Origin of the sequence: Undibacterium sp. TC9W, from assembly GCF_049339865.1 — a bacterium.
Lineage (GTDB): Bacteria > Pseudomonadota > Gammaproteobacteria > Burkholderiales > Burkholderiaceae_D > Undibacterium.
Genome location: NZ_JBMPPJ010000008.1, coordinates 220,914 through 241,377, shown reverse-complemented (window position 1 = coordinate 241,377; position 20,464 = coordinate 220,914). Strand labels below are relative to the sequence as shown.

Below are 20,464 nucleotides of genomic sequence, written 5' to 3'. Positions count from 1 at the left end.
AAGCCGCTCACATGCGTTTTTCTTTTTCCATTTTTTCTATCAACTCCTTCCACAGGCGCACAGTCGATGCGCCGCCCTTGCGGGTATTGCCGCTGGCCAACCACAGGTCTTCATCATTAAAGCTATACACAGGCACCAGGTCACTGCGGGCAGAGCCCGGCTGTATCTCATCGACGAGATTGTCTAGTATCCAGGGTTCGGAGGCAGGCGTTGGATAGTAGGCCAGCACCATATGCGTCTCACCTATGCGGGTCGCCCTGACATAGGTAATGCGCAGGCGCTCTGCCGGTATCCCCAGGTCTTTCAGTGTCATGTATTTGGCAATCGCATAGTCTTCACAATCACCACCCCAGGATGCGATAAATTCTACCGGCGTCGCCCAATAATCATTGACGCCCCAGTGTTCCTGATCACTGAAGTAGGGAACGCGGTTATAAAAATCATTCACCTGCCGCAAGACCGGCATTTCAACTAGTCCATCGCTAGAGCGTGCGGCATTTTTGGCAAAATCTTTTCCAGCAGTGGCTTTGATCTTGTTGATAGCGATCTGCATTTGTGTCAGCCGACGCGGCCCTTCAGCGCCAAAGCGCTTGTGCACATGCTCGATCAGGCCCTGCGAAAAATCTACCAAACCAGATACCACTGCCGGGCTTATTAGGCCCAGCAGCAAAAACAGGCTGGCAGCGATTTTCGCATCCTTACTGCGCATGGGTGATTGATCTGGTAAGCATGTACAAGAGCAACAGTGTAGCTGTTTCTAGTGCCGCAATACCCGGATTTGTGGCTTTAAAAATTGTCAGATGAAAATTGTTAAAATAGATCACCTCCCTCCACAAGGAAAAGCCATGTCAGAAAGCCAGCAAAACTGGATAGATTTACGCAGTGACACCGTCACCCGACCTACTCCTGCCATGCGTGAACTCATGCATACTGCCGAACTCGGTGATGATGTGTATGGTGATGACCCCACCGTCAATCGCCTGCAAGACTATGCCGCCGACCTGTTTGGCTATGAAGCTGCTCTGTTCGCCCCATCCGGCACACAAAGCAATTTGCTGGCCCTGCTCGCACATTGCGCCCGCGGTGATGAATACATTGTAGGGCAAGAGGCGCACACTTATAAATACGAGGGCGGTGGTGCCGCCGTGCTGGGCAGCATACAACCACAGCCCCTGACCAACCAGGCAGACGGCAGCATTGCCCTGGACGATATTGCCAATGCCATCAAGCCAGACGATTTTCACTTTGCCCGCAGCCGTTTGCTGGCGCTGGAAAACACCATAGGCGGCAAGGTTCTGCCACCTGACTACCTACAAGCTGCCACCAGCCTCGCCCATGAGCGCGGCCTGGCCACCCATCTGGATGGCGCGCGCATCTGCAATGCCATCGTCAAGCTGGGCATCAGCCCCAGGCAGGCAGTGCTGGGATTTGACAGTGTCTCGGTCTGTTTGTCCAAGGGTCTGGGCGCACCCATAGGTTCTGTGCTGTGCGGCAGTCATGATTTGATCAATCAGGCCAAACGCTGGCGCAAGATGCTGGGTGGTGGCATGCGCCAGGCCGGTATGCTCGCTGCTGCCGGTCTGTATGCGCTGGAGCATCATATCCCGCGTCTGGCAGAAGACCATGCCAATGCAGAACGTCTGGCGAATGGCTTGCGCCAGATCAGCGCCTTGCAAGTGCAAACGCCGCAAACCAATATCGTCTATGCCGACCTGCCCGCTACGGCCTGTGCCGGGCTGGCAGAACTCTTGCGCGAAAATGGCATCCTCACCAGGGTCACCCCGCACATGCGCATGGTCACCCATCTCGATGTCTCGGCTGCCGATATCGATAAAGTGCTGTCTGTATTCCAGACCTACTTCAGCAAGCATCCCGGCGTATCGCCTATCTGACATCCTGCATGGGGCTGTACAGGATGATGCGGCTGACATGCAGGCTGGTCTGGTTTTCGCATAGTCTTGCATGATCCACATAGGGCAGGCTACTTAGCCCCAGTCCCAAGTTGCTTTGCGGGTATTTGGCCTTGATGATGACATTGAACAGGCTTAGGCACTGGTGCAAATCACGCTGCCTTTGCTGTGAGAGATTTTCCAGGCTGAAGCTGACAGAGTTTCTCTCATGCGCCTCTCCCGGTTTCTGCTTTATCGATACCGGGAAAGAGACGCTGTTATTGTTTGCGGCATTGGTAATGGTTTGCAGCCAGCTACGGGTAGCTGCGTCATACACAATACGGCAGCTCAGGATATCACCAGGTTTGACTGGCATGCTGGGGCCGCCAAAGCAGGTTTGCGCAGTTGTTTGTTTGCCGCCAGCATGCACATACTGACCGCACACCCACCAGCCCGCATGATGTCCTGTGCCAATTGTGGGGCTATAGCTGAGTACTGCCTGCAAGCCACCATCCATGTTTTCAACATTATTGTCCTGACCAGGCCGCAGGCAGGGCCACAGATACGCATGTGCCTGCTCACTGCTGAGAAAAGGTACTTGCAACTGCGCCTGTACTGAAACCCAGTTATTGCCAGGGGCTGCGGTAATGCTCAGTTTGCTGTCTGGTACTGCCGGTTTCTCAAAACAGTCAGCACCTGGTTCTGCATGTAGTGCAGGTGACCCTGAGAAGAAGACTGCATCGCCTGCATGCAAGACCTGATGGTGATACATGATGGCGTAATGTTTGACGTAAAAGAAAAAACTGATACGGTCATCTGCTGCCGCAAATGCCTTGGCTTCTGCCAGCGTCATGCATGACATGCGGCAGATTTCGAGATGATGGCTGTCTTCATCAAGTACTGCCATGCCGCCTATTCTTTGCCATTGCAGGCCGGGCTCTTCTGGCGCAAAAATAACCAGAGGATCAATGTCATCAGCGACGAGTAGTTTTTTTTCTGTCATCATGTCTATCCTGATTTTGTCAGCAGCCTGCATAATTTTTTATCGTGCTTTACCGCACGCATACAAAGCATCAACCCGCATTGCCATCACTTTTGCGGCGGTGATAATTCGTTTTCATCCCTGCTGCCGCTGGTGCTAGTTTGTCCAGTTTGCGTCTGTCAAAGCCGTTTCTGGCACCAGAAAAAAGATTGCGGAAACTCTCTACAGCAGCCTCCTCCTCAGCCTCGCTAGGCGTGTGTTCGCCAAACAAATTAGCCTGCAATCTCAGCATGGGTGGCAGGCAATCCTGAAAAAGCGCAAAGTCTGCAACAGGATCAAGTTTCAATAGCATCTCTGCATTCACGAATTGCTGTGCGGGCTTCATACGTGACTCCTGGAATAATATTGGCATGACTCGTTGCTCCGGATTATTTGTAAAGCAGGGCATGCTGCAACATCCCCATGTCCAGCAGGTCCTGTGCAGTCTTGCCAGGCTTGACGGCAGGTTTGCGGGTTGGTGCAGACGGGGCTACTGGCTGTTCTTCAGCCGTGGTTTCCACCTTTTTCTCTGGCTTCAGGCTGACCGTGGTGGACCATGGCGTATCTTTTGAGGCCCAGGTAGTGGCCCACAGGGCGTACGGCACTTCGAGCACTGAAGGTGCCGGTTCTGGCAAGGGGCGCAAACGCAAGTGGGTAGAAGTGTGCACAGCGGCAGACCAGGCAGCCTGCGGGTCTTGTGGGCGGGTCACTGGCAACTGAGTGACCGTACCTATGCTGGACCAGCCCCAGCTAAGCCTGGCGCGTTCTACATTTTTTTGTATCAGTACACCACGGGTTTCATTGTAATAAACATCGTCTGTCAGCAAGCGCATGGCAATATTGCGCGCCAGCCTGGCCTTCAAGGCCATTTTGCTGAGCAGCATGAATAACAGCAGGTTAAGGGCAATTAATAAAATTTCAGTGGTAGGCATGATGATCTCCTTCAGGTGGCAAGTACTTTCACTTGCGCAATGCATGCCTCTTTGCAAACGCCGTGCCAGCACTGTTTCCATAGGGAGAAGGCATTTTTTTAGCCCAATTGACATGTAAAGCATACAAATTTACATTGGCGCTTTACACTAACGGTTTACACCCAAGTACAGAATCCGCAGTAAACACAATGACCGATACCGACTACACCCTGACCTCACCCCTGGCCAAACTGGCCGACAATGCCTCGGCCCTGCTGGGCATGACCATCATCTGGCATCCGGACAGCCAGCGCATCGGTGAACAGTTCATGGCCAGCAATCCTGACGGCCTGGTCGAAATCAACCGCTTCCTGCCGCTATTCCGCCATCCTGGCAAAGATGGTCTCCCGCTGGGTTATGGTGGTATCTCGCGTGAACCTGTGCGCATCAGTCGCGATGCTGGTGACAACATTCTCATCTCCCCCCCCGCCAGCCGTATGGTGGTAGAAGTGAATGGAGTAGAGATCAACGCAGCCGTGGCGCTCAGCCGTGAACAGGTAGAAAGAGGCGTCATTCTTGGCCTGGGCCGCGCCATCATCATCTGCCTGCACTGGATGCGCTGCCTGCCCAAGCACAATCCCGCGCTGGGTTTCATTGGCGTAGGCAGCGCTGCCATCGTCGCCCGCGACCAGATACGCCAGGTCGCCGGCACCGAGCTGCCCGTCCTGTTATTGGGTGAAACCGGCACAGGTAAAGAAATCGCCGCCCGCGCCATCCACGCCTATAGCAAGCGTGCCAATGCAGAACTGGTCAGCGTCAATATGGCTGCCCTGAATGAAGCCCTGGCCGCTGCTGACTTGTTCGGTGCCGTCAAAGGCGCCTACACAGGCGCACAAAACGCCCGCAAAGGCCTGTTTGCTGAGGCAGAAGGTGCAACTCTTTTTCTCGATGAAATAGGCAATACCCCTGCCAGCATACAACCCATGCTCTTGCGCGTGCTGGAAAGCGGTGACTACCGCCCGCTGGGCGCCCAGCAAGATCAAAAGTCCAGCGCCCGCCTGATCGCTGCGACCGACCAGGATTTATATAGCGAAGGCTTCAACCAGGCCCTGCTGCGCCGTCTCGAAAGCTTCATCATCCACCTGCCACCGCTACGCGCCCGCCGTGAAGACATAGGCGTCTTGCTGCTGCACCTGCTCAGCAATAGCAAGTTGCCCAATGACATAGGCACCAGCCTGCCCGTGGCACTGGTCAGCGAATTTGCCAACTACGACTGGCCAGGCAACATCCGCCAGCTATCCCACGTCCTGCGCCGCGCCCTGCTGGCCCTGCAACTCGGCGAAGTGCCACAACTCGCCAGCCTCGTCAAAACCACCCACAAAACTCAATCCAGCGTGGCACAGGCCAGCATAAGCACGGACAGCAAAATCCCGCAGCCAGCGACACCCCGCAAAAAATTGGCCGAACTCAGCGACGACGACGTCCTGCGCGCCATGGAAAACAACGACTGGTATATACAGGGAGCCGCGCAAGAGCTGGGCGTCTCACGCCCGTCGATGTACAAGCTGCTCGACAACCACAGCCAGATACGCCGCGCCGAACAGATACCCACAGAAGAAATTCGCCAGTCACTGGAAGCCAGTGCTGGCGATGTAGAGGCTTGTGCCGCCTTATTGAAAACGCCTAGTGAGGCTTTAAGGCGGTATTTGAAGGTGGTTTTTTAATCGAAACTCTGAATTTTTCCCCTCAGCGTGCTTTTATTAACCTCCTCCGGTTTGAATGTCTACCTCAGGATCTGGCAGATAGAAAAACTCAGAACTAATTACTGTACCTGATGCGTCAGTAAAATCGGCTGTAAATGAGATAGTAAAACCCCAGAAACCTAGACTGTCATCCGTCATCGTTATTGTAATTCCATCGACTGGGCATATAGTTTTTGCCGTGCCGATTGGAGCCTCTTTGCCATTGCTTAATATTCCCTTGCAAATTGCAATGAAGGCGCTGGCAGTTACTGTTACGGTATTGCTTGGATCGGTAGGCGTGCCTAAAAACTTGAATGTAACTGTATCACCAACATTGAGGACACGTTTGTTGTTCAATGGACTTCTTGGAGGTTCTGGAGTGAATTTTCCAGTTGCCGAAACAGTAGCCCGACTTTGTGGATCACCTTGGTTAAAGAATGTTGTGAATGTGTAATTTACAGGATCACTCATATTCAAGTTCTCAGTTAATTGACAAAAGTAAAAGAGCACGAAACGGATTAATACGTGCCCCACGCTTTAAAAATCATGAATTACAGACTTATGATTTTTATTATCGACATATCCAGCAAAAATCATTCCAGATATAAAAGACACTACTATTTCTGAACATATCTTGAGTCTCGTCGCAAATCGACGAGATCTGGCTCAGATTCAATTGACTTGATTGAGTAGCCAAAGTTAATAGAAGATGCAATTTCAGTAAGAGCATTGTCACGCTTACCTAATATTTCGTATGCTAATCCAGCACGGAAATGAACATTTGCATCTTTGGGAGCAAGTTGTATTGACTTAAGCACGTATTCTTCGGCGTCCTTTTTTTCATCGATGCGGGCTGAGTAAAGGCCATATCGTGAAACCATGGTTGCATCATTGGGAATAAGCATTAAACGTTGTGCAAGCAATTCACGTGCTTTTGTATATGCCTTTTTTGCATCGTTTTTTCGACCAGGTATCCAAAGCAGACTGTCTCCTAAATTTGACCATCCCAAATAAAATCCTGGGTTTCCTTTGTCGGGTGTTACGGCAAGTTCAAATGCCTCTGCAGCCCCAACATAATCACGTTTCTTAAATAGAGCTGTACCTAAGCTAGAATACAATAATGCACTTGGTCTTACTAAAAGCCCTTGCTGTAATACTTGAAGCCCCTCGTCATCACGATTTTGCCTTACTAAGGCGTTATTTAAATTTGAATATGCAAAGACTGAGTCGGGCTGAATGTTTATGCTTAATCTAAAAAATTTTTCTGCCTCTGCATATTTAGCTTGAGCAAAATATGCTCCACCTAATTCTTCTGCAAAAATTCTTTCCTTCGGAAACTTTTCAAGACCAGCTTTTGCAAAATTTATGGCGTCTTCGTAACGCCTCATTTTTCGAAAGGCATTTGCTTTTCCATAAGATGCAAAAATATTGTCGGGATCAAGAGCTAAAGCTCTTTCGAATGATGAGAGAGCTAATTCATATTTTCCTAATTGCGCATTTACTCGTGCGAGTGCAGCATGACTGAAAGCCAATTTATCGTTAAGCTTTAAAGCTTGCTGAGCACTTGCTTCCGCTTTTTGCAATAGAACTTCATCTTGCTTGTCGCTATCATAACGAAAAGTATAAATAATCGATAATCCTGCAACGGCACCGGCATGTTCTGGATTGTGTCGCAATACTGTGTCAAAGCTGTTTTCAGCAATGTCCAAGCTACCCGGACGATCAAATTGCCTTAACGCTTCCAAACCCTGTTTCATCGTTAATGATTCTGAATACGGCTTCAACGACATCTTATCAATTTCAAGGTAGGGCGCAGCTTGCCAAGCCCCATATCCCAGAGCGACAACGATGGCACTGGCGATAGCAAAGCGTTTCGGCACACTCAGTGCCTTCCATCCTTTGCCTGAAATGCTGCTTACATTCCCAGCACCACCCGCTGCCACCAGTACCGGCGCACTCACCAACCGACGCAATTGCTCATGCACCTGCTGCATACTGCTCAGGCGTTTCTCGGTTTGCCGTGCCGTCATCGCCAGCACCAGCTTGATCAGTTCAGGCTTGCAGCCTGGCGGGAATTCCCATGTGTCTGAATTCGATTGCATCAGGGCGGCGGCCAGGGCCAGGCCGCTGGCGTTGGCGAAGGGGCGTTGGCCGGTCAGAGTTTCGTAGAGGATGACGCCGAGGGCGTAGATGTCGCTTTGGGCGCTGGCCGGGCTGCCCATCATGCGTTCTGGTGCCATGTAGGCTATCGTGCCTTGCGGGTCCAGCTGGCTCATGGATGTGGTCGCTTGCGCATCGGTTTGTGATGCCAGGCCAAAGTCGAGTATGCGGACTTTACCGTCGGGTTCGACCATGAGGTTGGATGGTTTCAGGTCGCCATGGATGAGGCCGCTGGCATGTGCTTCTTGCATGGCTTCGGCGACCTGGCTGATGATGTTGATGGCTTGCTGTTCTGGCAGCGGTTGCTCTGGGTGTTGTTGCAGCAATTGCTTGAGGGTCAGGCCGGGCACCAGTTCCATGACGATGGAGTGGCTATTGTCTTCATCTTCAATGGCAAAGATCTTGACGAAGGCGGGGTGCTTGAGAGATGCGGCCAGGCGGGCTTCTTTGAGGAGGCTGCTAGTTGGGGTTGCGCTGGCGGCACCCTCTATTGCTTTGAGCTGTTTGATGGCGACAGGGCGGCAGAGTTTGCTGTCCCAGGCTTCATGGACTTGCCCAAAGCCGCCTTCACCCAGACGTTTTTTAAACTCGTAGTGTCTGAGCTTGATGCTTACTTCTTCTATTTCCGTATTGTCGTTGCTGGCCAGATTGGTGTTTTGCATTGGTTTCTTGCATGGTTATTATTTTTTGATACCGCAATTGTTGACATACAGCTATCGATCCATGCGAGATAGTTGCTAGTCGTAACAAGATGTAACGGCAATAATATAGCGAACTTTATTCCAAAACTGTGTAATCACAGTGACAAGCAAAGCTATTTTATATGTAAATGACATGTGAATTGACAGTAATTTACATGTAAAAACTCTGCTCGCCCAATCTGCACGGGGAGAGTGCGATGCGGCGGAAGTTAAATAGTTGGTTCAGGCTTGATGATGCTGACTTGCCCTTTGAGCATTTCTATCAATTCTGCTTCAAAGCTGGCAGCCAGTTTTTGTTTGATGCTAATGCTGATGTTGGCTGATTCGGTATAGACCAGTTCAGTGACGCTGGCGGTAAACTTGTCGCACAGGCGGCGTACATGGGATTCGTCTGCATAGGCGCAGACGATGTTCCATTCAAGCATGTATTCAACTTCTGTCAGTTCGGCGATCTTGAAGGCATCAGAGATCGCCTGGCCATAGGCGCGGGTCAGGCCGCCTGCACCGAGCTTGGTGCCACCCCAGTAGCGCACGACCACGGCCAGCACATTGGTCACGTCCTTGTGTACCAGCACGTTGTACATGGGTTTGGCGGCGGTGCCAGACGGTTCGCCATCGTCGTCCAGGCCAGAGTCGCCGCTGCAGATCAGCGCCCAGCAGACATGGACGGCATCCGGGTGTTGTGCCCGTATCTGCGCCAGTTGCTGGCGTGCCTCGGCTCGGCTGCTGAGGGGGTAGAGCTGGCCCAGGAAACGGCTTTTCTTGATTTCAATTTCGGCAAAAGCGGGGGCGGCGAGCTGGTACATGGGGTGCTGGATGGGGCAAAACCGCTATTTTGGCGGCTAATTGGGTTTGGGTATACATAAAATGCTTAACTTGGCTTTGCGAAGTAGCCGGAGTATTTCCCTTCCCTTCAAGGGAAGGGCTAGGGTAGAGATGGGTTTCGGTTGATTGGCCACTTCTCCAGTTATTACAGAAACCCATCCCCATCCCAACCTTCCCCTTGAAGGGGAAGGAGTCGAAATTTCTTCACGCTGCGCTACCTGCCAGCAGATAAGGGATGTATATGCTGGGCTTGGCATTTGTTTTGCAGATGTTTTTGCAACTTCTGAGCTATATCAAGTAGCTTGATACGCTTGCGCTTTATCTTTGGCATTTGAATACTCGCAGGAGCCAGAACATGCCGTCCACCCCAGATACCGCTTTGAAGCAGGCAGCCAGCCGCGCTCTGCGCCTGATGGATCTGACCAGCCTGAATGAGGACGACACCAGGGAAAAGATCACCGCCTTGTGCAATGCTGCCAGTAGTGAGCAGGGGCAGGTCGCGGCGCTATGTATTTACCCGCGCTTTATCCCGCATGCAAAAAAAATGCTGCGTGAATTTGGCACGCCAGCCATCAAACTGGCGACGGTGGTTAATTTTCCGTATGGTGAGGCAGACGTAGAGGTCGCTGTGGCCGAGACCAGGGCGGCCATTGCCTATGGTGCAGACGAGGTCGATCTGGTTTTCCCTTATGCCGCTCTGATGGCGGGTGACACCAGTACCGGGGCAGAGATGGTCAGGGCTTGCAAGGCAGTTTGCGGCGACAAGGTCTTGAAGGTCATCATCGAGAGTGGTGAGCTGAAGACGGATGCCTTTATCCGCGCCGCCAGCCTGATAGCAATCACGGCAGGGGCAGACTTTATCAAGACTTCTACCGGCAAGGTGGCCGTGAATGCCACGCTGGCGGCGGCAGAAACCATGCTGACCGTGATCAAGGAAACCGGTGGACTTTGTGGCTTCAAGGCCGCAGGCGGGGTACGGACGGTGGAGGAGGCCGCAGCCTATCTGGCGCTGGCGGATAACATCCTGGGCCAGGACTGGGTGAGCCCTGCGCATTTTCGCTTTGGTGCTTCCAGCCTCCTGGGCAATTTGCAGGCTTGTCTGCGCGATGTACCGCCCCAAATCAAGTCGGGATACTGAGATGCTGCTGGCGCAAGAGCTGATACGCAAGAAGCGCGCAGGCCTGGCTCTGGATCAGGCAGAGATACAGGCGCTGGTAACCGGCATGGTGGATGGCAGCATAACAGACGCGCAGCTCGGGGCATTTTGCATGGCGACCTGCTTCCAGGGTATGACAGCGGCAGAGGGGGCTGCGCTGACGTTGGCCATGCGTGATTCTGGCACTGTCTTGCGCTGGGACGAGATGGATTTGCCCGGCCCGGTCGTGGACAAGCATTCCACAGGTGGCGTGGGTGACCTGGTGTCGCTGGTGCTGGCCCCGATGGTGGTAGCTTGCGGCGGCATCGTCCCCATGATCAGCGGGCGTGGGCTGGCTCATACCGGTGGTACGCAAGACAAGCTCGAAGCCATACCCGGTTATTGCACAACGCCTGATCTGGCGCGCTTCCGTCGTGTGGTCAGGGATTGCGGCATGGCCATCATAGGCCAGACTGCTGATCTGGCTCCAGCAGACAAGCGCCTGTATGCGATACGCGACGTGACAGCAACGGTGGATAGCCTGCCTTTGATTACGGCATCCATCCTGTCTAAAAAATTTGCTGCCGGGCTGGATGCGCTGGTCATGGATATCAAATGTGGCAATGGTGCACAGACACCTGAGCTGGCACAGGCGCAGGCCCTGGCAAAAAACATCATAGACACTGCCAATGCGGCGGGCATGGCCTGCTCAGCCCTGATTACCGACATGAGCCAGCCACTGGCTCCCAGCATAGGCAATGCGCTGGAAGTGGCTGCCGCACTCAGTTATCTGCGTACCGACACCTGCCCGCAGCGCTTGCATCAGACCGTATTGGCGCTGGGCACAGAGATGCTGGTAGTGGCTGGCCTGGCAAAAAATGCTCTGGAAGCCCAGGTAGGCTTGCTGGACGCCCTGCACAGCGGCAAGGCTGCGCAGGTGTTTGAAAAGTCTTGCGCAGCACTGGGTGCTCCACCTGATTTGCTGGCCAACCATGCCTGCTATTTGCCTCAGGCCAAGCTGCGACAGCCGGTCTTCGCACCTGCGGGCATGTATCTCAACAGTATGGACACCCGGGCCATAGGTATGCTGGCCCTGCAATTGAGTACGACAGCTCATGGCAAACAAGATGCCAGTACGGGCTTGAGCCAGTTGGCAGAACTGGGGCAGCGCATGGAGGCTGATACTCCCTTGGCCATGATCCATGCTGTTGATGAAGACAGTCTGTCCATGGCCAGCAAGCGTCTGCGCGCAGCATGCACATTTGGCGAATCTGCCGCGCCGCGACCACAACAGATACGGCAGAGCATGCGCGGCGGCTTGCGCCTGCCTGCATACGCATTGACCACGGAAGCAATATGACTACTCCCCATATCAATGCCGCTCCTGGTGACTTTGCCGACATCGTGCTGATGCCCGGCGACCCCCTGCGTGCCAAGATGATTGCCGACCATTGGCTCAGCGACGCGCAGCTGGTCAATACCGTGCGCAATATGCTGGGCTATACCGGCTGGTACCGCGACAAGAAGATTTCTGTACTCGCACATGGCATGGGCATACCCTCCATCAGCATTTATGCGACCGAGCTGATACGCCACTATGGCGTCAGGCAGCTCATACGCCTGGGATCATGCGGTGCGTTGCGGGCAGACATGCAACTTGGTGATGTCATCGTCGCCATGGGCGCCAGTACTGACAGCAAGGTCAACCGCATGCGCTTCATGGACCATGATTTTGCGGCGCTTGCTGATTATGGTTTGCTCGCCAAGGCAGTGCGTGCTGCGCATTGCCTGCAAAAGCATGTCAGGGTGGGCAATGTATTTTCTGCCGACCTGTTTTACAGCGTGCAGCCGCAGCTTTTTGACATCATGGAAAAAATGCAGATACTGGCGGTGGAAATGGAGTTGGCAGGTTTATATTCAGTAGCCGCCGAACATGGCGTGCAGGCCCTGGGTTTGCTGACGGTGGCAGATCATTTGCGCAGCGGTGCTGGCATGACTCCGGAACAAAGACAAAACAGCTTTAGCGATATGGTCGAAATTGCGCTCGAAAGCTGTTGCACCTGCGATTGATGGGCTGGCAAGCCCTACTGGATGACGAAGTTTTCAAAAAACACGTCAGTCACTCCATCGCGTTCTTTGAGGTCCAGGGTCTTGTTGACACCATTCTTGATTTCTTCCATCAACTGGTGCTTGCCGTCCAGGCTTTGCAATTGTTCGCCATCCTTGCTGCTGAGTAGCAGGATCAGGGTATGCCTGACCTTGGGCATGAACAATTTAATCTTGTCGCCGACTTCTGCGCTGGCGATTTGCAAGGCCATGCTGAGTTGCAGATAGCGCTCGGTGCTGGAGAGGTTGACCACAAATGCCTCCAGTTTGGCAGTGGCGCCGCCACCAGAGGCACTGGCACTGGCACTGCCGCCAGAATTGGCCAGAGCCATGCCAGAAGACAGGCTGAGCGCGAGGCAAAGCAGGAATGGGTATAAATGTTTTTTCAGCATCATGTCTTAACGTCTTCAAGTATTTGCTAAGGAAAAATCCCTATTTTTCAATAGCTTACCGTAATGCAACAAAACATACTGTTAAACAACTTGAAGCCGCCGGGCGGACAGCTACGATAGTGTTTTTGCAATAAACCTGTTTGTATAACAAACAGGCTTATGCAAATTACATACCGGGTGATGGTCGTTTGACGGTTTATACAGTCAAAGGTTTGTAACGGATGCGTTTTGGCTTGGCACCTTCTTCACCCAGGCGTTTTTTCTTGTCGGCTTCATATTCCTGGTAGTTACCGTCAAAGAAGCTGACTTGCGAATTGCCTTCAAATGCCAGGATATGGGTAGCGATACGGTCGAGGAACCAGCGGTCATGTGAAATCACCATGACGCTGCCGGCAAATTCCAGCAAGGCATCTTCCAGCGCACGCAGGGTTTCCACGTCCAGATCATTCGATGGTTCATCCAGCAGCAGCACATTGCCACCTTGCAGCAGAGTCTTGGCCAGATGCAAACGACCACGCTCACCACCAGACAGGTTGCCAACGATCTTTTGCTGGTCACCGCCCTTGAAGTTGAATCGGCCCAGATACGCACGGGAAGGCATTTCAAAGCGGCCTACCGTCAGGATGTCGGCACCGTTGGCCACGTCTTCAAACACGGTCTTGGTATTGCCGAGGTCTTCACGCGATTGATCTACCAGTGAGATTTTTGCTGTCTGGCCCAGTACGACTTCACCGCTGTCCGGAGTCTCCATACCTTTGATCATTTTGAACAAGGTTGATTTACCGGCACCGTTAGGTCCGATGATACCGACAATCGCACCAGGAGGAATCTTGAAGCTCAGGTTATCGATGAGCAGGCGGTCACCAAAGGCTTTGCTGACGTTCTTGAATTCGATGACTTCATTACCCAGGCGCTCTGCCACAGGGATGAAAATCTCCTGGGTTTCATTGCGCTTCTGGTATTCGTGCTCGCTCATTTCATTGAAGCGGGCCAGACGCGCCTTGCTCTTGGCCTGACGCGCTTTCGGGTTCTGGCGTGACCATTCCAGTTCTTTTTGCAGGGCTTTCTGGCGCGCAGATTCGGTCGCTTCTTCCTGCTTCAGGCGGGCTTGTTTCTGATCCAGCCAGGACGAGTAATTGCCTTTCCATGGAATACCATGGCCACGATCCAGCTCCAAAATCCACTCAGCCGCATTGTCGAGGAAGTAACGGTCATGGGTAATCGCCACCACGGTGCCAGGGAAGCGCAACAGGAATTGTTCCAGCCAATCGACGGATTCAGCATCCAGATGGTTGGTCGGTTCATCGAGCAAGAGCATGTCTGGCTTGGACAGCAATAATTGGCACAGGGCGACACGGCGTTTTTCACCACCGGACAAGACCCCTATCTTGGCATCCCATGGCGGCAGGCGCAGCGCATCGGCAGCCATTTCCAGTTGCAGTTCTACATTGTCGCCTGCGGATGTAGAAATAATCGCTTCCAGACGTGCCTGCTCATTGGCCAGTGCATCAAAGTCAGCATCTTCTTCGGCATAGGCGGCATACACTTCTTCCAGCTTGGCCTTGGCTTCAAACACTTCACCCAGCGCAGATTCAACCGCCTGACGCACGGTTTGTTCCGGGTCAAGTTGCGGTTCTTGCGGCAGGTAACCAATGTTCAGGTTAGGCATGGGCACAGCTTCGCCCTGTATGTCCTTATCTATGCCCGCCATGATTTTCAGCAGGGAAGACTTGCCTGAACCATTCAGACCAAGCACGCCTATCTTGGCGCCAGGGAAGAAGGACAGGGAAATATCTTTGAGGATTTGACGCTTGGGCGGCACGATTTTGCCGACGCGATTCATGGTATAGACGTAATTGGCCATTTTTCTTGATTTTTCATAGGGAACGAGAATGTTTGTAAGGATACCTCATGCAGACACAGGACGGAATATTTCGGCCAGTTTATGTAAGGCTTGCGGCTTGCCGTCGGGCACGGCTATTCTTGTGACGCCTATAGAGAGTTGAAATGCGGCGCATTCCATCGGAAAACGCATTTTATGGTGCTCTGCACCAAAGTTGATGTAGCTCAATCCCCTGCCAATAGTGTGGATTTACACTTTGTTCATCACTGTTGAGAAAAGAGGAAATGAAAATGAAAAAGCTTGTTATCGCACTCTCCCTGGCAGCTATCGGTCTCACTGCAAACCAGGCAATGGCTCAAGAACAGAGCCCATGGCAAGTGCGTGCCCGTGTCGTCAATATCGATCCAGCAAATGGTTCTGATCCTGTAGGCGGCGTCGGTGCTGCCGACCGCATCACTGTCAGCAGCAAGGAAATTCCTGAAGTCGATATCACTTATTTTTTCACGCCAAACTGGGCGGCAGAACTGATACTGACTTACCCGCAAAAACATGACGTCATGCTTGACGGTGCCATCATCGGTACTTTCAAGCATTTGCCACCGACACTGACTGCACAATACCATTTTTCACCTGGTTCAAAAATCAGCCCTTATGTTGGTGCAGGTGTTAATTACACCCGCATCTCTGACGTGAACCTGCTCAAGGGTACTGGTGGCCTAGACAGCAACAGTTTTGGTCTGGCCATACAGGCTGGCGTCGATTTCAAACTCGACAAAAACTGGTCTTTGAACCTGGATGTCAAGAAAGTGCAAATACGCAGCGATGTGACGATCAGCGGTGCCAAAGTCAGTGCAGTCAAAGTTGATCCTTGGCTGGTAGGTGTAGGCGTAGGCTATCGCTTCTAAGGAAAGCGAACATACGAAAAACCGCCCCAGCTGCGTTGTAGCTCCTTGCCGTACTAAAGTACTGTCTGCGTCGCTACGCCTTGCTGGGACGGCTTTGCGTAAGTCCTTGGTCCTAAGTTCAAAAAGAATACGTACTCATGTTTTACCCTTTTCTTTCAGGAGGGGGATTTTTATTTGGGCGCAAGTCTTTGCCCTGCCATCATCGTGCTAATTCGCACACCAGCGTTCGCTGACGAACGAAATACTTCCATTTCTTTCGCTTTTCTTTATCCTTGAAATACTCCAAGTGACTGATTTTAAATAGTTAAATAAAAATCCATGAGGCAGGCACGGCGCTTGCAAACCTGATCTGTTAGTTAATTACATCAGGTTTCAACATGGACCAGGCTATCAGCCACGACACGCTCAAAAATCGCAGGCGCAAGACTATCTTGCTGCTAGCCGCTGCCGCGATTTCCGTCACTGGTGCGGCATGGGCCGTGAACCGGCTTATCAGCCCCGGTGTCAGCCTCGGCGAGATACGCGTGGGCGAGGTGCGCGTAGGGGCTATCGACAATACCATCAACGCGGCAGGCGTCGTCATCCCTGTTCATGAAGAACAACTATCCAGCCCTAACCAGTCGCGTATCAGCAAAGTCATTGCCAAGGCTGGCCAACAAGTACGCGCAGGTGAATTGTTGATGGTACTGGATGACCATAGCATACGCCTGGCAATCGACAATTTGCGCGAGCAGGTGTCCCAGCAAGATGTAAAGGGCCAATTGCTGGCGATGGAGATGGAATCCAATCTCAAAAAAATTGCCAGTGAAATTGAATTACTGGAACTGGATTTGCAGAGTAATAAAGTCAAACTCGCACGCTATCAAAAACTGGGTGCTATAGGCATTACCTCAGCCGTTGATTTGCAAGCGGCAGAACTGGTCGTCAAACGCAATGAAGTGCAATTGCGCCAGCATAAAGAGAGTTTGAACGATACCCGCCGCACCACGCAAAGCAATGTAGAGGCTGCACGTCTGCAAAAGTCCATTTACCAGAAACAGATGGAAGCGCAGCAAAGACTGCTGGAACAAACTCAGGTCAAAGCCCCCTTTGATGGTTTGCTGACCTGGATGCTGGCAGACCAAGGTGCCAGCCTGAATACCGGGCAACTGATCGCCAAGGTGTCTGAATTGAATAATTTCAAGGTAGAAGCCACGGTCTCTGATTTTTATGCGCGTTACCTCAGTCCCGGTCAAAAAGTGCGGGTTGAATACAGTGGGCAAATCATGCCTGGTGAAGTGCAAACCATTTTGCCCGAAATACAAAACGGTACTGTAAAACTCATTGTCGTACTGGACCAGGCAAACCACCCTTCACTGCGGCATAAACTGCGGGTAGAAGTGAATATCATCACAGAACAAAAAGCGCGCAGCCTGATTGTTGAAAATGGGCCAGCCATCAGTGGCAAGGGCAGGCAGGATGTGTATGTACTGGAAGATGGCAAGGCAGTAAAACGCAGCGTGGAGATAGGCCTGGGTGACAGCAAGATGGTGGAAGTCTTGCAGGGCGCAAAAGCAGGAGACAGGCTGGTGATTTCTGATATCAGCAGCCTCAAACACTTAAGCAGTTTCAGGGTGTCGCAATAAACCTCAAGCACAAAAATTGAATAAAAAAGGAAACGATCATGATCAAGCTGGAAAACGTCAGCAAAACCTATCAGACCGATAAAGTCGAAACCCTGGCTTTGCGCGACATTAATCTGCACGTCAAAAAGGGCGAGTTTGTGTCCATCATGGGCCCCAGTGGCTGTGGAAAAAGTACACTGTTGAATTTGATCGGCCTGCTCGACAGGCCGGGCATGGGCAAGATCGCTGTTGATGGCAATGAATTGAAAGTCTGGCGCGACAAGGAGCTGGCCAGCATGCGCAACCGTACCTTTGGTTTTATTTTTCAGAGCTTCCACCTGATCAATGATCTGCGTGTTATCGATAATGTAGAACTGCCTTTGCTATACCGCTCTTGCAGCGCCAAAGAGCGCCGCCGTCTGGCAGAAGAGGCGCTGGCCAGGGTAGGCCTGTCGGCACGCATGGATCATTATCCGAATCAATTGTCAGGTGGCCAGCAACAAAGGGTGGCGATTGCCCGTGCCATGGTCGGTCGCCCCAGCATCTTGCTGGCAGATGAACCTACCGGCAATCTCGATAGCCAAATGGGGGCAGAAGTCATGGATATCCTGCTCAAGCTCAGCCATGAAGGCACGACTGTCGTCATGGTCACCCATGATGAGCGTCAGGCCAAACAGGGTGGCCGCATCGTCCGGGTATTTGACGGTCAACTAGTGGCTTAGGGTAATGTCATGTTAAAAAATTATTTCCAGATTGCCTGCAAGGTGTATATGCGGCGCAAATTATTTACCGCCATCAACCTGCTGTGCATCGTGCTGACCATGGTGGTCTTGCTGGTGGTGACAGCGATCTTGCAAGCCACTTTTTATCCCACTGGCGTGGAAGGCCGGAGTGATAGGTTTTTGCAAATTGGTACCCTTACCATCACCAACAAAAACAATGTCACACGGACTCCACTGGGTTACAAGATCATAGATCAGTATTTGAGAAAAATGAAGACGGTAGAGAAAGTGGCGGGCGTGACCGGGCCAGAATCTGTTTCTGTCTATCAAAAAGACAGTGTCAATGAAATCATGATGCGCCGCGCCGATGCAGAATATTGGCAGATACTCGATTTCAAAATTTTGTCGGGGCGCGTGCCCACTGATGAAGATGTCAAACAAGGGCGCTTTGTTGCGGTGATCAATGAAAGCACTGCGAAAAAATTGTTTGGACCTGAAGCTGCCCTGGGCAAAAAAATTAACACCAGTGGACAGCAGTTTGAAATCATCGGTGTAGTAGACGATGTGCTGCATCTCAATGCCTATGCCGATATCTGGGTGCCAGTGACTACTTTTCCATCTTCACAATATCGTGAGCAATTCTCAGGAAATTTTACTGCCATGCTGATGGGTAAGAGCCCAGCAGATTTAGCCCTGATCAAGGATGAGTTGCTGCAGGTCGTGAAACAAATTAATGCCGACGACCCCAGGCACTGGGATCATACCTATATGTGGGCTGATGGCAAGCTGGATTTTTTCGCCAGAAATATCATGAGTCATGACGACAGGGCTGATTCAGGTGCCGCACAGTTATTGGCTGGCATCGTGGTAGCCATGTTGCTCTTCATGCTGTTACCTGCATTGAATCTGATCAACCTGAATTCTGGCCGCATCATGGAAAGAGCTGCCGAGATTGGCGTGCGCAAAGCCTTTGGTGCCAATAACAGCGAACTGGTCAGGCAATTTGTTATGGAAAATATCTTGCTGTGCCTGTTCGGTGGCGTACTGGGATTGATCTTCACCAAACTCACCCTGGTGTGGCTCAGCAATGCCAACCTGGTTCCTTACATGAAAGTGGATTTGAGCTTCATGGTATTTGCTTATGGCTTTGCCATCGCCGTCGTCTTTGGTGTTTTGTCTGGCGTTATCCCCGCATGGAAGATGTCGCGTCTTGACCCTGTGCTTGCCCTGAAAGGAGCTGCATAATGTTTTTCCATATACTCAAACCCATCTGGAAGCGTAAGTTCAAGAATCTGCTGCTGAGTCTGGAAATTCTTTTGGCTTTTTGTGTACTATTCGGGCTGGCATTGATGAGTGCCCGTTATTTTCAGCTGTATCACATGCCCAGGGGATTTGAATACCAGGATGTATGGTCAGTCAGCATGTTAAGTGCAGGCGAAGAGGATAAAAAAAACAATCCTGCCGTGACTGAAAATTTCCAGCGCAGCCTGGCCGCTATGCCTGAAGTGGAGCAAGTTGGCTTCATCAATTTTTCACCTTACAGCAATGCAACCTGGCGTACGGATCTGTATTTGCCAGGCAGTAAAACAAGTTATCCTGCCAATATGATAGACATGGCTGATGAGATTCCGGCTCTCTTGAAAATGAAATTGCTATATGGACGCTGGTTCTCGGCGGAGGATGAAGGTAAGCCAGAAAAACCCATACTCCTCAATAAAAGAATGGCAGAGCATATGTTTCCTGGCAAGAGTGCGCTGGGACAATTGATTGCTGATGATGAGCCCGGGGCTAAAACAAATCAGATGTTTCGTGTCACGGGTGTGTTTGAAGATTTTCGCAACAAAGGCGAATTCATGGCACCCACCGATTTCGCCATCATGCGTTTTTCCAGGCTAAGTGCAGAAAAACGTATGGACGTGGCATTGGTCAAAGTCAAACCTGGCACCTCACGTGCTTTTGAAGAAAAACTGAACCAGCAATTGAAACTCATACGCAGCGACTGGGGCTACAGAATATCGCCACTGAAAGATATGCGGCAATCGAAGATGGCACAAGACACCATACCTTTGGTGATACTGGCGATCATCGCAGTCTTCCTGCTCATCATGGTTGGCTTTGGCCTGTTTGGCGTACTCTGGCAAAATACCACGCAACGCATACCGGAAATTGGCTTGCGCAGGGCTATCGGTGCGCATAGCGGCCATATCTACAAGCAAATCATCAGCGAGCAATTATTACTGAGTTCCTTCGCCATGCTGGTGGGCATCGCCTTGCTGGTACAACTGCCATTGACCGGTGTCATGGGCGAGGCTATCAACTGGACGGTATTTCTTACTGCCCTGGGGATTGCCATGTTTGCCATTTATGGCATATCCATCCTGTGTTCACTCTATCCAGCCTGGCGCGCCAGTCGTCTCAGCCCGACGGAAGCTTTGCACTATGAATAATGTTTTTAGCTAAAGAACAAAGCGTATAAGATAGCCAGAATTCATTTGCAATAGATAATAA

Annotated in this window: 19 protein-coding genes; 10 read left to right on the top strand and 9 right to left on the bottom strand. The window is 51.7% G+C overall.

Annotation, left to right across the window (positions count from 1 at the left end):
- Positions 1 to 7: 7 nt before the first annotated feature.
- Entirely contained in the window at positions 8 to 709 is a 702-nt protein-coding gene (locus tag ACO0LN_RS14175; RefSeq protein ID WP_422974789.1) for a transglutaminase-like cysteine peptidase, read from the bottom strand.
- A 136-nt stretch (positions 710 to 845) separates the two neighbouring features.
- Here ACO0LN_RS14175 and ltaE point away from each other — a divergent pair, with 136 nt between their 5' ends.
- The gene (gene ltaE, locus ACO0LN_RS14170; protein ID WP_422974787.1) at positions 846 to 1,892 is read left to right on the top strand and encodes a low-specificity L-threonine aldolase; all 1,047 of its coding nucleotides are present in this window, start codon (positions 846 to 848) and stop codon (positions 1,890 to 1,892) included.
- Here the strand turns inward: ltaE and ACO0LN_RS14165 are convergent.
- The 3 genes from ACO0LN_RS14165 to ACO0LN_RS14155 form a co-directional block, all read right to left on the bottom strand.
- Positions 1,885 to 2,892, bottom strand: a complete 1,008-nt coding sequence (locus tag ACO0LN_RS14165; protein ID WP_422974785.1) for a hypothetical protein — start codon at positions 2,890 to 2,892, stop codon at positions 1,885 to 1,887. The genes ltaE and ACO0LN_RS14165 overlap by 8 nt on opposite strands.
- A gap of 70 nt (positions 2,893 to 2,962) precedes the next feature.
- Positions 2,963 to 3,256, bottom strand: coding sequence for a hypothetical protein (locus ACO0LN_RS14160; protein ID WP_422974783.1), 294 nt, complete (start codon positions 3,254 to 3,256; stop codon positions 2,963 to 2,965).
- A 43-nt stretch (positions 3,257 to 3,299) separates the two neighbouring features.
- Positions 3,300 to 3,842, bottom strand: coding sequence for a hypothetical protein (locus ACO0LN_RS14155; RefSeq protein WP_422974781.1), 543 nt, complete (start codon positions 3,840 to 3,842; stop codon positions 3,300 to 3,302).
- 188 nt (positions 3,843 to 4,030) lie between these two features.
- On the opposite strand from ACO0LN_RS14155, the gene ACO0LN_RS14150 reads away from it, so the two are divergent.
- Positions 4,031 to 5,545, top strand: a complete 1,515-nt coding sequence (locus ACO0LN_RS14150) for a sigma-54-dependent transcriptional regulator (RefSeq protein ID WP_422974779.1) — start codon at positions 4,031 to 4,033, stop codon at positions 5,543 to 5,545.
- Positions 5,546 to 5,581: 36 nt separating this feature from the next.
- Here the strand turns inward: ACO0LN_RS14150 and ACO0LN_RS14145 are convergent, their stop codons facing one another.
- The 3 genes from ACO0LN_RS14145 to ACO0LN_RS14135 form a co-directional block, all read right to left on the bottom strand.
- The gene (locus tag ACO0LN_RS14145) at positions 5,582 to 6,034 is read right to left on the bottom strand and encodes a hypothetical protein (RefSeq protein WP_422974777.1); all 453 of its coding nucleotides are present in this window, start codon (positions 6,032 to 6,034) and stop codon (positions 5,582 to 5,584) included.
- Positions 6,035 to 6,180: 146 nt separating this feature from the next.
- Positions 6,181 to 8,385, bottom strand: a complete 2,205-nt coding sequence (locus tag ACO0LN_RS14140; protein WP_422974775.1) for a protein kinase domain-containing protein — start codon at positions 8,383 to 8,385, stop codon at positions 6,181 to 6,183.
- A gap of 248 nt (positions 8,386 to 8,633) precedes the next feature.
- Positions 8,634 to 9,230: an IMPACT family protein gene (locus tag ACO0LN_RS14135; protein ID WP_422974773.1), complete on the bottom strand. Its 597-nt coding sequence runs from the start codon at positions 9,228 to 9,230 to the stop codon at positions 8,634 to 8,636.
- Between the two features lie 374 nt (positions 9,231 to 9,604).
- Between ACO0LN_RS14135 and deoC the strand changes: the two genes are divergently transcribed.
- Genes deoC through deoD form a run of 3 tightly spaced genes read left to right on the top strand, consistent with a single transcriptional unit; the run spans position 9,605 to position 12,454 of the window.
- Entirely contained in the window at positions 9,605 to 10,387 is a 783-nt protein-coding gene (gene deoC, locus ACO0LN_RS14130; protein ID WP_422974771.1) for a deoxyribose-phosphate aldolase, read from the top strand.
- Between the two features lies 1 nt (position 10,388).
- Positions 10,389 to 11,744: a thymidine phosphorylase gene (locus tag ACO0LN_RS14125; protein ID WP_422974769.1), complete on the top strand. Its 1,356-nt coding sequence runs from the start codon at positions 10,389 to 10,391 to the stop codon at positions 11,742 to 11,744.
- Positions 11,741 to 12,454 carry a purine-nucleoside phosphorylase gene (gene deoD, locus ACO0LN_RS14120; RefSeq protein WP_422974767.1) on the top strand — a complete coding sequence of 238 codons (714 nt, stop codon included), beginning with the start codon at positions 11,741 to 11,743 and terminating at the stop codon, positions 12,452 to 12,454. Before ACO0LN_RS14125 ends, deoD begins: the two co-directional genes overlap by 4 nt.
- A gap of 14 nt (positions 12,455 to 12,468) precedes the next feature.
- Here the strand turns inward: deoD and ACO0LN_RS14115 are convergent, their stop codons facing one another.
- Positions 12,469 to 12,885, bottom strand: coding sequence for a flagellar basal body-associated FliL family protein (locus ACO0LN_RS14115; RefSeq protein ID WP_422974765.1), 417 nt, complete (start codon positions 12,883 to 12,885; stop codon positions 12,469 to 12,471).
- Positions 12,886 to 13,078: 193 nt separating this feature from the next.
- Positions 13,079 to 14,746, bottom strand: coding sequence for an energy-dependent translational throttle protein EttA (gene ettA, locus ACO0LN_RS14110; RefSeq protein WP_422974763.1), 1,668 nt, complete (start codon positions 14,744 to 14,746; stop codon positions 13,079 to 13,081).
- A gap of 269 nt (positions 14,747 to 15,015) precedes the next feature.
- On the opposite strand from ettA, the gene ACO0LN_RS14105 reads away from it, so the two are divergent.
- The 5 genes from ACO0LN_RS14105 (at position 15,016) to ACO0LN_RS14085 (ending at position 20,403) form a co-directional block, all read left to right on the top strand.
- Positions 15,016 to 15,630, top strand: a complete 615-nt coding sequence (locus ACO0LN_RS14105; RefSeq protein ID WP_422974761.1) for an OmpW/AlkL family protein — start codon at positions 15,016 to 15,018, stop codon at positions 15,628 to 15,630.
- Positions 15,631 to 16,007: 377 nt separating this feature from the next.
- Entirely contained in the window at positions 16,008 to 17,255 is a 1,248-nt protein-coding gene (locus ACO0LN_RS14100; protein ID WP_422974759.1) for an efflux RND transporter periplasmic adaptor subunit, read from the top strand.
- A gap of 38 nt (positions 17,256 to 17,293) precedes the next feature.
- Positions 17,294 to 17,956 (top strand): ABC transporter ATP-binding protein, encoded by a 663-nt coding sequence (locus ACO0LN_RS14095; protein WP_422974757.1) that lies wholly within the window; start codon positions 17,294 to 17,296, stop codon positions 17,954 to 17,956.
- A gap of 9 nt (positions 17,957 to 17,965) precedes the next feature.
- Positions 17,966 to 19,201, top strand: coding sequence for an ABC transporter permease (locus ACO0LN_RS14090; RefSeq protein WP_422974755.1), 1,236 nt, complete (start codon positions 17,966 to 17,968; stop codon positions 19,199 to 19,201).
- Positions 19,201 to 20,403 carry an ABC transporter permease gene (locus tag ACO0LN_RS14085; protein ID WP_422974752.1) on the top strand — a complete coding sequence of 401 codons (1,203 nt, stop codon included), beginning with the start codon at positions 19,201 to 19,203 and terminating at the stop codon, positions 20,401 to 20,403. Before ACO0LN_RS14090 ends, ACO0LN_RS14085 begins: the two co-directional genes overlap by 1 nt.
- Positions 20,404 to 20,464 lie beyond the last annotated feature (61 nt).